This is a genomic window from Saprospiraceae bacterium, assembly GCA_026129545.1.
In the GTDB taxonomy this organism is placed as follows: Bacteria; Bacteroidota; Bacteroidia; order Chitinophagales; family Saprospiraceae; genus M3007.
Map to the genome: position 1 here is coordinate 400,288 of JAHCHX010000001.1, position 12,169 is coordinate 412,456.

A 12,169-nucleotide genomic window follows, 5' to 3' on the forward strand; every position below is an offset into this window, starting at 1 on the left:
GCATCAATCGAATGCACATGAATCAGGAATTTTTGAACAACGTCATCGAGGACACCGAGGAATACCGCAACCACATTGCCACCGTGGATGCGCAGGGGAAACGTGTTTGGCTTTATCCCAAGCAACCGTCGGGACGATTTTATCGGTGGCGGACTTGGGTGAGCGTGGCCTTTCTGGTCATTTTCCTCGTCATGCCTTTCATCAAGGTGAATGGCGAACCGTTTCTGTTGTTCAATGTGCTGGAGCGGAAATTTGTGTTGTTTGGCCTGTTGTTCACGCCGCAGGACTTTCACTTGTTCGTGCTGGCGATGCTGACGTTCATTGTGTTCATCATCTTGTTCACGGTGGTCTATGGGCGGCTTTTTTGTGGTTGGGTGTGTCCGCAGACGGTGTTCATGGAAATGATTTTTCGAAGAATAGAGTATTGGATAGAAGGCGATGGCAACGAGCAGCGTAGGTTGGACAAGGCCCCGTGGACTCCCGATAAAGTCAGAAAAAAAGCCCTCAAACACGCCATCTTCTTCGCAATTGCCGTGGTGGTGTCCAATTACTTTTTGGCCTACATCGTAGGCATGGACAAAGTGCTGGAAATCATCAGGGAGCCAATCACCCAAAACATTGGCGGTTTTTCGGCGATGCTCTTGTTTTCCGGGGTGTTTTATTTTGTGTTTGCACGGTTGCGCGAGCAGGTTTGCACCACCATTTGTCCTTATGGCAGGCTGCAAGGCGTGTTGTTGGTGAAAGACAGCATAGTGGTTGCCTACGATTTTGTTCGGGGAGAGCCGCGTGCCAAGTTGAAAAAATCAGGCGCCGGAACGCGGCCTGTGGAATACCGCGACCCGGTGCAGCAAATTCAAGCGGCTGTTGGCGAGCCACCGTCCACACCCTCCGGTTCCCCGTCAGCCACTCCAAAGGTCGGCGATTGTATTGACTGCAAGTTGTGTGTCGCGGTGTGCCCGACAGGTATTGACATTCGCAACGGCACCCAGTTGGAATGCACCAATTGCACCGCTTGCATGGATGCCTGCGACGCGGTGATGGACAAAATCAACCGCCCGTTAGGTCTTATCCGCTACGATAGCATGACGGGCATTGAGTCAGGGCGGCGCAAGATTTTCACGTCGCGCGTGTATGCCTACACCGCCATGCTGCTCGCGCTGTTGGCGCTCGATGTCTTCCTCATCGCTCGCCGTGGCACGGTGGAGACCATCATTCTGCGTTCGCCCGGCCAGTTGTATCAGCAAAAGGACGAGACGCACCTGACCAATCTCTACACATACACTCTCATCAACAAGTCGAGCAAGGAATTGCCAGTGGAGATGAGAGCGGTCACGCCCGGCGCGGTCATTCACATCGTTGGCCAGCCGCCAGTCAGTGTGCCCAAAGGCACCAAAATCGAAGGGGCGTTTTTTATCGAAATGCCAACCGCTCAGCTACTCGGCAGGAAGACTCCCATCAAAATCGAGGTGCTTTCCGATGGCAAGAAAATAGACGAGGCAGAGACCAATTTTATGGGGCCGGGAAAATGAAGTCATTAATCAATACAATTCAACTCAACAACATGATGAAATTCAACTGGGGCACAGGCATTGCATTGGTCTATATCCTTTTCGCACTTAGCATGGTGGGCGCGGTGTTTGCCTCGCGCAAGCACGACCCGGGGCTGGTGCAAAAAAACTACTACGACCTTGACCTGAACTATCAGTCGCGCATGGATAAAAAACAGAACGCGGCCAATCTGGCCGAACTGCCACAGGTGCGATTTCAAGCAAAGGAACAGAAGATAGAGGTACGTTTCCCAGCCAGCATGAACATGGCTGAGGGGACGGCCAAGGTGTATCGCTCGGCGACCAACCGCGACGATTTTTCTGTCAAAATCGAAAATGCCCATACACTCGACATACCCGCTGCCGGGCTTGCGCAGGGGCGTTGGCACGTCGAGTTGGATTGGGAAGCCGACAGCAAAGGCTACTTCTGGCAAACCACACTCAATGTGAGCCATTGAAAAAAATGCCGCTCCTCGCGCCCATACTAATCGGCTTGGCCGCCAGTCTGCATTGCGTGGGCATGTGCGGCCCCTTGTTGTTGGCCTTGCCGCTCGACGCGGCGGGTCGGCGTTCGGTGGCGTTGCAGATGTTGATTTATCACGGCGGCCGCATCATCACATACATGGTGTTGGGGATGGTGTTTGGCTTGTTGGGCAAAGGCGTCGCGATGGCGGGATTCCAACAGGGGCTATCCGTTGGGGCAGGTGTGTTCATGTTGGGCATGGCTTTCGCGGCGTGGCGATTTGAGCCATTGGTGACGGCGCTGCCGGGTTTTGGGCGATTCACGCAGGGGGTAAAAAATGAGATTGGCCGACTGTTGCGTCACCATCCGAAAGGAGCCACGTTTGGCGTGGGGCTGCTCAACGGGCTTTTGCCCTGCGGCATGGTGTATGCCGCGCTGGCCGGGGCGATTGCCACTACGGGAGGGGTGGAGGGGGGGCTTTTCATGGCCCTGTTTGGTTTGGGCACCTTGCCCCTGTTGTTGGCCGTGAGTGTGGCGGGGCGTTCGCTCAGCCATTTTGCTCGCCAAAAGATAAAATTCGCACAGCCCATTTTGCTTGCCGTGGTAGGGCTTCTGCTGCTGCAACGAGGGCTGCACCTCGATTTGTCTTTGTTTGAGTCGGCGGTGCCAAAAGCGGGTTTTGAGTGTCATTGACAAAAGTTTTGCTGTGAGGCGACGCAAGGATTCGTGTACGTTTGCAGTATGAGGTCATTCCATTTGTTGTTCAAATCCTTTGCGCTGAGCTGGCTTGTCTGCTCGGCTTTTTTTTGTGCGCTTCCATTCGCGGGGCAAGCCCAGCCCGACATCAATTTGCCGGAAAAACGAATCCCCGACACCCTGACGCAACAGGTGGCGGATTCGCTCTTTGCCCATGCCATGCCAATGGAGCATTTTCACGACAAAAACCGGCTGATTGACATCTTGCGGCGACATGGCAGCCGCCCCGCCGACATCAAACACCTAGAGGAAATAGAAGCCTTCGAGATGCATTATCTCGTTTTCCCGCTACGGGTGGCGCTGGTCGTGCACCCACAAAGACCTGACTGGACTGACCGTCGGCGAATCGAAAAAGGCATCGAGATTCTCAACCGCGCACTCGTGGACGCTTGGATTCAGTATAGGCCCGTGCGTTGGGACACCCTCCACGAGCCAATCACCATCAACAGCCTCAAAGAGGACAATTACGATGCCTACTACGCCTTTTCGGAAAAGTACGACTTGCGAGACACGACCACCCTTTACATTGTTGACAATGAGGAAAACCTTTGTGCCGATTTTGCTTGCGCCCGCACGCAGGGATTTGCCAACATCCTCGAAACCTACACGAACAATGTGGTGGTGGACAAATTCTTCATAGACGATTTCAAAGTGGTGCCGCATGAGTTTGGCCACTATCTCGGTCTCCATCACACCGCGGAGACGCGCTTCGGCATAGAGCGCGTGGACGGCACCGACTGTCATCTTTTGGGCGACCGCATCTGCGACACTCCCGCCGACCCTGGCGAGTTGTTCTCGGTGTACGTCAGCTATTCCAACTGCGAAATGAAAGGGCTTAAAGAGGAAGGCAGCGGCTTGGAGTACAGGCCGCACATAAACAATTTCATGTCGTACTACGCGCCTTGCTATATGCGGCGCTTTGCCTTCACGCAGGGGCAGTTGGACGTGATGTTCAACGCTGCGGTGCAGGTACGCGGCAACCAAATCGTGGAATTGGGGGAAGTGCCGGAGTTTTGAAGGCTGCTACTTCCGTTTCCGCTTCTTGTAATTTTCCAACACGAACGAGCCAAGCCCTTGCAGGCTGGAGTAAAACGCCTTGCCATTGTTCGTCTGCGTGAAAGCCTCCACGAAACGCACGAGATAAGGGTCGCGGGCAATCATAAAAGTCGTGATGGGCACATCCAATTTCTTGCAGCGCAAGGCGAGGTTGAGGCAGCGGTTCACGATTTTGCGGTCGAGGCCAAACGAGTTTTTGTAATAATTCTTCCCGATTTTCAGGCACGTCGGTTTTCCGTCAGTAATCATAAAAATTTGTTTGTTCGGATTGCGGCGGCGCTTGAGAATGTCGAGGGCAAGCTCCAGCCCAGCCACGGTGTTGGTGTGGTACTCGCCGACTTGCAGATATGGGACTTGTTTCAATTCGATGGGCCACGCATCGTCGCCAAACACAATGATGTCGAGGGTATCCTTCGGATAGCGGGTTTGAATGTATTCGGCGAGAGCGAGCGCCACTTTTTTAGCGGGCGTGATGCGGTCTTCGCCGTAAAGAATCATTGAGTGCGAAATGTCAATCATCAGCACCGACGACATTTGGCTCTGGTAGTAGGTCTCGTGCATTTCAAGGTCGTCTTGGGTAAGGTTGAACTCGTCAATGCCGTGGTTGATGTAAGCGTTGCGGAGCGAATTGGTGACGGCCAGATTGTCGAGGCTGTCGCCAAATTCATAGGGCTTCACATCGGCGGTGTATTCGTCGCCTCTGCCGACGATGTTGGTGTCGTGTTTGCCGCTCCGGGCTTTTTTCAAATCGCCAAATATATCGTCGAGGCTCTTTTGCCGTAGGCTGATTTCGAGTTTGGAAGTAGGCCCCATGCCGCCATTTCCGTCGCCGTCGCGGCGAATATAGCCGCGCTCCTCCAGCTCCCGGATGAAGTCGCCCATGCCATAGTCGTCGTTGGTGAGTTTGTATTCGCGGTCAAGTTCATTGAGCCATGCAAGTGCCTCATACACGTCGCCGGAGGTGTAGAGCATGAGCTCTTGGAAAATTTTGAACAGCCGGTCGAACATCGTCTGGTTCGGGTCAGGCCTGTAGTCAGTGAATCGGAAGCCAAGCATGGAGAATGGTTTGAGGGTTTCTGGGTGGCCGAATTTCGGGAAAGAAACAGCCGGGGCAAAGAATCGTTTAAAAACGGGAAATCATTCTTACCGGCTCCACAAAAAGCAGCGCCTACTGTCGCCGCCACACCGCCATCGCTGCGGGAGTGATGCCGAGGCTGGGGTGCCATTCGGAGCCTACATCGAGCGCGAGGCCATTCTTCAAGCGAACACCTGCGCCAAAACTCACCCGCGCCGCGCCCCCTGTGCGTGTGCCTGCTCGGAAGACCAATGCTTCCACCGGGCGATACTCCAAGCCCGCCTTGATTTGCGCGGTGCGTTCCAAAGTTTTTTCGACTTCCGCCAATAAAGTGAAAAGGTTGGAGCTTTGCCATGCTGCGCCGATACGCATCCAACTTGCTGTCTCATAATCCCCTATTTTTTGCTGAAATGGGTTTTGCAAACGAGCACCGAGCCAAAGTTTGGGCAAGGCCTGCGCCAACACGCCCAAGCCAAACGTCACGCCATTGGCCGAGCCGTATTCCTGTGCCGATACGCGCATCAGCGCGGCGCTCCCGCCCAAACAGAATCGCTCGCCCAATCGGCGCCCGTACATAAGTCGGAATTGTTGTTCCTGATAGACCTCGATGCCAGAGTGAACGATGTCGAGACCCACGCCATCGTTTTCGCCCAGCCTCGAAAAACCCTGAAAGTGAGCCGTTTGCCACTCGCCTATACCGTATGGCATGGCAGAAGAGAGGAACACGCCCAGCTTTTCGCCAAAACCGGGCAGCGCCTCGTTGTTCAATCCGTTGGAAAGACCGGGATAAGCCACAGAGGCCCCTCCCAGCGAGAGCGCAGCGGCATTGTCAAAAGGACGCATGAACACCTGCGCCCTTAGTTTGGGGATAAATAAGTGAAAAAAAACGAGGCAGAGCAATATCCCAACGCCCCGCGAGCGCGGGAAAAAATAGACAAGGTGCATGAAGACTTGATTTTCATGCGAAAAGTACGAACAGCCTTCAGACATGAGCAAATTGGATTTTTGGTCGCCGCTTTTGTTCCTTGTCTATCCTCTACTTTTGCGAGGTTCCTCAACCGGAGACCCCTCCCGTCAGGGCGGCAGAAACCCTCCAAACCCTCTAATATGCAAATCACTATTCTCGGTACTTCCTCTGGCGGCCCATTCTACGGGCGACACTACACGGCACAAGTGCTACAGGCCGACAATCAGTACTTTTTGATTGATTGCGGCGAAGGCACCCAGATGCAACTTTTTCGCCATCAAGTGAAATTTGACCGTATCAACCATGTGTTTATCAGTCACCTGCATGGCGACCACGCCTACGGGCTAATCAGCCTGCTCACTAGTTGGAGCCTAAAAAAACGCAGCGAGCCATTGCACCTGTTTTCTCCACCCGGCCTCCGAGAATGGGTTGAAATCAGCGCTCGCATTTTTGGCGTAGTGTTCTCCTATCCGCTGAAATTCCATGAGGTGGACGCTGCCGTTTCGGTTAAAATTTTTGAAAATGCAAAAGTGGAAGTGTGGACGATACCGTTGGAACATCGCATCGAGACGTCGGGCTGGCTTTTCAGAGAAAAGGAAAAGCCGCGCAATATCCGCTCCGAAAAAATCGAAGAGTACAATATTCCTTTTGCGCTCATCCCCGGCATCAAAGCAGGCGACGACCTCTTGCTGCCCAATGGCCGCACCGTGCCCAACTCAGAGCTAACCCTCGCACCGCCACATCCGCGTGCTTATGCCTTTTGCAGCGACACCATGCCCTCCGATGCGGTGGCGGAAGCCGTGCGCGGAGTGGATTTGCTCTACCACGAAGCCACTTTTACCGAAGAACACGCCTCGGAGGCCGCGCTGGCGTATCATTCCACAGCGGCGCAGGCCGCCGAAATTGCTCGTAGAAGTGAGGCAAAGCGGCTTTTGTTGGGGCATTTTTCGGGGCGCTACGCGGACACCGGGCAGCATTTGGCGGAGGCGCGTGCTATTTTTCCCAACACGGCAGTGGCAGAAGAAGGCATGATACTCGACGTGTAGCGCAGCTAAAAAGCGCAAGGCTCCCAAGCGGGAGCCTTGCGAATCAAACTTGCAGGTAAATGGCTAATGTTGTGTCAAGCTAATTTTTCAATATCGCGGATGAGGATGCTGTTGCGGTTGAAATATATCAGGTTGGATTTGCGCAAGTCATTGAGCACAGAGGTCACTGTTTGGCGGCTGGTGCCAGTCAGATTGGCAATGTCCTGTTGGGTCAGATGGTGTTTGAGCAGTGTCTCAAAACCGACGCGCCGGCCTTCCTTGCAGGCCGTTTCCACCAAAAACTCGATGATGCGCTCGCGCGCGTCTTTGAGCACCAACTTGGCGAGCCGGTCTTCCACGCGCTGGAGGCGCTGGGTGAGATGTTGGAGACAAGCGAACACGAGTCGTTGGTTTTGCTGCATGAGTTTTTGGAAATCAGCAACTTTGATGGCCAAAAACTCGGCCTCGTCGTGGAGGGCTTGTGCGAATTCGCTTCGTTTGTGCTCACCAGCCAGCGCCAAGTCGCCAAAAAGCGTTTCGGGTTGGAGAATTTCCTTGATGACCTCGCGGCCGTCGGCGGAGAAAGTTCCCGTTTTTACGCGACCTTTGCCCAATATGTACAGATGGTCGGCTGGCTCATCGGGCATGAAGATGAATTGAAATTTGGGTACCCGCCGAGTGTGTGCGATGGCAGCGAGTTGTTCCAGTTCCTGTGCGCTGAGCGAGGAGAGCACGGGTAGTTTTTCGAGGAGGCGTAGTTTGTTGCTCATTTCCATAACACGGCGTAGTTTTTGTTTGAAAGCGGAATAGGTAGTGATTTTGTTTGTGTCAGAGCCCTCGAACGCGGAGGGTGCGTTTGCAGCGGAAGATTTCTTGGGGGGCCGGGTTTGTCGAAGAATCTTTGGGCTTGCTATTCTTCCACGATACAAAAGTAAGCGCCGCAGAACGCTGTGAAAAGGACATTTTTCGGTGTTTGTCGGAAGTTTTTTTATTTAAAAAAAACAGAAATAAACTGAAAAACAGATAGTTGTGAAAACTGCTGCGTATTGCTTTTGGGCAGTTTTTTCGGCACCCCATATCAAAAAAATGACTGTCTGATAATCGAGCAGAGTGTTTGCCGCATCGTTTCCCTACTTTTGGCGGCGCATTGTAATTAGTCGCTTTCTGCTCAAATTTTCATTACCGCTGAGCTCATTTGATATGATTGTTCGAATCCCTTTTCTGATTACAGGAGTGGTTGCTCTGCTGTTGAGTGCGACAGGGGCTGCTCCTTGCCTTGCCAATTCCGCCGACGACCAATGCGACAACCCTATCGTCATTAGCGACATTATCGTGACCAATTCGAGTTGTGGCAATGCCTCTGGTTTTATCATCTTAAGTCTTGTTGGGGGCAACAATGGCTACACATTCGATTGGCAGCCCAATGTGTCAACCACCAACGTGGCTTCTGGATTGGTGGCTGCTGCTTATAGAATCCGTATCACACGAATCAACAATCCGGCTTGCGTGCTTGACACGACTGTTGTCGTCAACAACTCAAACGGCCCCAACGTGCAGGTAATGGAGGTCACGCCAGCCAATTGTCTGAATCCCAACGGCAAAGTCGTGCTTTCGCCCAGCGGATTCAGTTATGCGTGGAGCAATGGCGAGACGGGGGCTGTCAATACCGATTTGCCGAGTGGCTGTTATTTTGTGACGGCCACGAATCCCGGAAATGGTTGTTACTCGGTGCTGCGCGTGTGTGTGCCCAACGTGAATTCCTTGCAATCCGAGTTTCAGGTGCTCGAACCCGCGAAATGTGGTTTGCCTACAGGAAAAGGGCAGGTGAATGTGACGGGTGGTTCGGGGCAGTATAGTTACAGTTTTGGCAACTCACCTGTCGTGACGGGGTTGGCACCCGGCCTGTATGTTTACTATGTGGCAGACAACGTGACGGGTTGCCTCGACACTGTGTTGGCTATGATGCCTGATGGCCCGCTGTTGGGCGACGTGGTGGTGAAGCCTTTCAACATCAAATGTACTGGGCAGGGCAACGGCAACGTGGAGTTCGATGTGGTAGCCGGTTCCAATTTCAAGTTCCCCTATACTTTCGCGCTGTGGGACGAAAGCGGCAATATTCAATCGCCGGGGACACTCGGCGCAGGCACTTACTATCTGCAAATTGCCGATGCGGATAGTTGTCTGTTGCCCATTGACACTTTCACCATTTCTGAACCGCCTCCTTTCTCTTCCACTACCACGGTGCTGCCGTTCACCTGCAACGCGGGTGGCCAAATTATACTCGCGCTCAATGGAGGCAACGGCCGTTTCATCGTGGATTGGGAGGATTTGCCGGGTTTCGACAACCCCCGCAACCGCCTCAATCTCAATGCGGGGCTTTACAAGGCTACGGTATATGATAGCCTGTTCTGCGCTTACCCGATTGGGCCGTTGTTGGTGCCGGGCAACTGCAACATTCCCGACACCTTGACGCTGATAGTGCCAGCCAACGGTACCGATACGCTTTGTTTTTCGCCGCCTAAGGGGGTCAGTCCCGCCACTTTGACCTATTCCATCGTCAATCAGGTTTCGTTGTTTGGCACTTGGTCGCTCACGCCTGCGGGATGCGTGATTTATCAAGCGGGGCCAGTTGCGCGGTTTGGGGTTGACCCGATTTGTGTGGCCGTAAAATCCACCACGCAAGGGCTGAGCGACACAGTATGCGTCGTCGTGAACATCACGACCCAGCCCCCACAAAAGGATTCGGTTTATTTTGCGGTGCAGGCCGGTAACGTGGGGAGCGCCTGTGGTTTTGTGCCTCCCAATTTCAGCAACAAGGTGGTAAAACTGCTTGATGGGCAGGGGTTGAGCGGCACCAGCGATGCCTTTGGCGAGTATTCGATAGACCCCCTCTCGGCTTGCATCACATTTGAGTCCTACGGACCGACGGGCTACAATGTGGACGAAGTAGGGGTAGGCGTGTGCGACACGGTGCTGCGTCAATGCCGCGTGATTTGTTACTTTCCCTCTGTGTTGTCGCCGACCGATTGTCTTGATGGCATCAATTTGCCCGATAGTTTGACCCTCGTCACAGCCGACTGTAATGCGGGCGCCACGTTTTGTGTGCCCATCCCTTTCGAGCAGATTTTTGACTACGCGATTCTGGACAATGGCGCTGCCTATTCGGGCTGGACACCTGTTGGCTGCAATCCCGGCCAATCGCTGGCTTACATCGTCAACCTGAATGCCGGGCCATATCAATTGGGAGAATGGACGGTAGGGAACCAAAAAGTGGCTGGGTTTTTCACCAACGCCTACGAATTGCTCGGCTTGATGAACCAAGCAGACCCTGTGCCTGGCTGGACGCTTCAACGCGACTCCATCTTCGTGGGGGGCAATCCCTCTCAGACGTATGGGCCGCTCAGGATTGTCTCCGCGCAAGACCAGTCCATCGAAGTGCCTGCCACCCAATTCAATACGGAAAAAGGAACCATCCTGCGCTTCACTACCGGACTGCATCATTTGGTTTTCAGGCGCGTGCAGACGGGGTGCCTTGACACCATGTTCGTAAGGGTGATTTGCACCGACTGCCCCCCCATTCACAACTACGCACCGGGCAGTCAGGATGAGATAGTCTGGAACATCGCGCTCTGCGCGGGCGATACGCTGTTTTGCACCAATATCCCCAGCCAGAGCGCGGGCAATTATTCCTTCACAGACAACGGGCAGACGTTTTCCAACTTCTCGCTCTGTGGCGGCAACACGGCGCTGCGTCTTGACACGGGTTTTCATCAACTCCGTATCTTTGACAATGTGAGTTTCTGCGAATACAATATCAAGGTGCGCATCACCTGCTCTGGCGGGCCTGCCGATTCCTCGCTGCTGGCCGTGCCTGATGTGGCAGCTACTTTCAAAAATGCCTCAGTCGAAATAGACCTACTCGCCAACGACCTCGTTTTTGGCATTCCGGGCAACACGAACGGTCTGCAGGAATTGCTCCTGCTCAGCAACCCGCCCAACGGTTCGGTGACCTACGATGACTTGCTCGGCATCGTCATCTACACGCCCGATGAGGATTTTTGCGGTGTTGACACTTTCTCCTACCAAATTACCGATGTGGAAGGGCGGCGCTCCACCGCACGAGTGACCGTGACGGTGGTGTGCGACAAAGTGCTGGTTTACACGGGCATTTCGCCCAACGGCGACAACCGAAATGACTGGTGGCGCATCGTGGGCATCGAGCAGTTCCCGCGCAACACGGTGCGGGTGTTCAATCGTTGGGGCAACCTTGTGTTCGAACAGCAGGGCTATTCCAATCAATCTCCATGGGGTGGCACATGGAATGGGAAGGTGCTGCCCGATGGCGCTTATTTCTATCTGATTGACTTGGGTGACGGTTCGGATGTGTTGAGCGGGTATTTGCACATAATGCGATAAAATAGCGGGTTCGAACATCGAATGCCTTGGCGTTTCAAAACGCTTCCGCGTAAATGCCATTTGCCATGAAACAACAATCAATGCTGCGGCTTTCCCACTGGGCCAAAAGCCACCGCACGGCATCAATTGCCATCATCAGCGTCGCCAAAATTATCATTGGAGCTGTTGCGTTCGACCTCGGAATCTGGTCTGCGCTCGGAGGCCTTTCTCTGCCCTCGCAAACGAAATGGCTTCTGTGGGTGGTTTCGGCTATCTGTGTTATTGCCTATCCTGCGAGGCGGTGGAGGCCGCGAATCGGGCGTGCCGCGTTTTACCGCTGGCAAAAAACCTTGGATGGCGCGTTGGTGGCTTTGGGTTTTGCCATTCTTTTTTTCATGGGCAATCTCACCCCTGCATGGTTGGCAAATGCTGGGTGTGGCACACCGCCGTCGGGCAACGTCCCCATTTCATTGTCGGCGCTCAAAAGCCCAGCCCCGGTGTATCGAAAGGAAATAGTGCAAGGCGGCAAATGGCGGCAATGGGCGCTGAAAAAAGCCCAAAAAGCGGCGGAGCGAGCGGTGAATCGCATGGCACGGGTAAGCAATGGCGACAATATCGCAGTTAAGGTGTTGTTGACCTTGCTGCTACTAATGGGGCTAATGGTGTTGTTTTCTTTGGCGTTGGTGCTTTCTTGCAATCTTTCATGTTCAGGCCAGGAAGCTTTGGCTGTGCTGGTTGCCCTTTTAGGGACTGTCGGCACGATAATTTTGCTGATAGTGGGCTTGAAAGCGATATGGGGAAGAAAAGCAGACAAGGAATTGGACAGTCGCCACAAGCGACAAGCCAGGCCTCCCACCAAACAGCGAAGCGATTAACCAAAAGCCA

General features: G+C 53.7%; 10 protein-coding genes. 7 read left to right on the forward strand and 3 right to left on the reverse strand.

Going from position 1 to position 12,169, the window contains the following annotated elements:
• The first annotated feature begins 17 nt into the window (after positions 1-17).
• Genes ccoG through KIS77_01355 form a run of 4 tightly spaced genes read left to right on the forward strand, consistent with a single transcriptional unit; the run spans position 18 to position 3,783 of the window.
• Positions 18-1,529 carry a cytochrome c oxidase accessory protein CcoG gene (gene ccoG, locus KIS77_01340; protein ID MCW5920957.1) on the forward strand — a complete coding sequence of 504 codons (1,512 nt, stop codon included), beginning with the start codon at positions 18-20 and terminating at the stop codon, positions 1,527-1,529.
• Positions 1,530-1,561: 32 nt separating this feature from the next.
• A complete protein-coding gene (locus KIS77_01345; protein MCW5920958.1) occupies positions 1,562-2,005 on the forward strand; it encodes a FixH family protein in 444 nt (147 codons plus the stop codon).
• 5 nt (positions 2,006-2,010) lie between these two features.
• Positions 2,011-2,703, forward strand: a complete 693-nt coding sequence (locus KIS77_01350) for a sulfite exporter TauE/SafE family protein (GenBank protein ID MCW5920959.1) — start codon at positions 2,011-2,013, stop codon at positions 2,701-2,703.
• A 48-nt stretch (positions 2,704-2,751) separates the two neighbouring features.
• Positions 2,752-3,783, forward strand: a complete 1,032-nt coding sequence (locus KIS77_01355; protein MCW5920960.1) for a hypothetical protein — start codon at positions 2,752-2,754, stop codon at positions 3,781-3,783.
• 6 nt (positions 3,784-3,789) lie between these two features.
• On the opposite strand, the gene KIS77_01360 is transcribed toward KIS77_01355, so the two are convergent.
• Together KIS77_01360 and KIS77_01365 are read right to left on the reverse strand one after the other, a co-directional pair.
• On the reverse strand, positions 3,790-4,878 hold the full coding sequence (locus tag KIS77_01360) for a VWA domain-containing protein (GenBank protein MCW5920961.1): 1,089 nt from the start codon (positions 4,876-4,878) through the stop codon (positions 3,790-3,792).
• 112 nt (positions 4,879-4,990) lie between these two features.
• Positions 4,991-5,887 carry a hypothetical protein gene (locus KIS77_01365; GenBank protein MCW5920962.1) on the reverse strand — a complete coding sequence of 299 codons (897 nt, stop codon included), beginning with the start codon at positions 5,885-5,887 and terminating at the stop codon, positions 4,991-4,993.
• Between the two features lie 117 nt (positions 5,888-6,004).
• Here KIS77_01365 and KIS77_01370 point away from each other — a divergent pair, with 117 nt between their 5' ends.
• The gene (locus tag KIS77_01370; GenBank protein ID MCW5920963.1) at positions 6,005-6,910 is read left to right on the forward strand and encodes a ribonuclease Z; all 906 of its coding nucleotides are present in this window, start codon (positions 6,005-6,007) and stop codon (positions 6,908-6,910) included.
• 74 nt (positions 6,911-6,984) lie between these two features.
• Here KIS77_01370 and KIS77_01375 read toward each other — a convergent pair whose 3' ends face one another.
• Positions 6,985-7,665 (reverse strand): Crp/Fnr family transcriptional regulator, encoded by a 681-nt coding sequence (locus KIS77_01375; protein MCW5920964.1) that lies wholly within the window; start codon positions 7,663-7,665, stop codon positions 6,985-6,987.
• 424 nt (positions 7,666-8,089) lie between these two features.
• Between KIS77_01375 and KIS77_01380 the strand changes: the two genes are divergently transcribed.
• Both KIS77_01380 and KIS77_01385 read left to right on the forward strand, forming a co-directional pair.
• Positions 8,090-11,305 carry a gliding motility-associated C-terminal domain-containing protein gene (locus tag KIS77_01380; GenBank protein MCW5920965.1) on the forward strand — a complete coding sequence of 1,072 codons (3,216 nt, stop codon included), beginning with the start codon at positions 8,090-8,092 and terminating at the stop codon, positions 11,303-11,305.
• A 65-nt stretch (positions 11,306-11,370) separates the two neighbouring features.
• Positions 11,371-12,159: a hypothetical protein gene (locus KIS77_01385; GenBank protein MCW5920966.1), complete on the forward strand. Its 789-nt coding sequence runs from the start codon at positions 11,371-11,373 to the stop codon at positions 12,157-12,159.
• The last annotated feature ends 10 nt before the right edge of the window (positions 12,160-12,169 follow it).

Coding starts and splice junctions, on each gene's coding strand:
- ccoG (MCW5920957.1), top strand. CDS start 18: ATGAATCAGGAATTTTTGAACAACGTCATCGAGGACACCGAGGAATAC.
- KIS77_01345 (MCW5920958.1), top strand. CDS start 1,562: ATGATGAAATTCAACTGGGGCACAGGCATTGCATTGGTCTATATCCTT.
- KIS77_01350 (MCW5920959.1), top strand. CDS start 2,011: ATGCCGCTCCTCGCGCCCATACTAATCGGCTTGGCCGCCAGTCTGCAT.
- KIS77_01355 (MCW5920960.1), top strand. CDS start 2,752: ATGAGGTCATTCCATTTGTTGTTCAAATCCTTTGCGCTGAGCTGGCTT.
- KIS77_01360 (MCW5920961.1), bottom strand. CDS start 4,878: ATGCTTGGCTTCCGATTCACTGACTACAGGCCTGACCCGAACCAGACG.
- KIS77_01365 (MCW5920962.1), bottom strand. CDS start 5,887: ATGTCTGAAGGCTGTTCGTACTTTTCGCATGAAAATCAAGTCTTCATG.
- KIS77_01370 (MCW5920963.1), top strand. CDS start 6,005: ATGCAAATCACTATTCTCGGTACTTCCTCTGGCGGCCCATTCTACGGG.
- KIS77_01375 (MCW5920964.1), bottom strand. CDS start 7,665: ATGGAAATGAGCAACAAACTACGCCTCCTCGAAAAACTACCCGTGCTC.
- KIS77_01380 (MCW5920965.1), top strand. CDS start 8,090: ATGATTGTTCGAATCCCTTTTCTGATTACAGGAGTGGTTGCTCTGCTG.
- KIS77_01385 (MCW5920966.1), top strand. CDS start 11,371: ATGAAACAACAATCAATGCTGCGGCTTTCCCACTGGGCCAAAAGCCAC.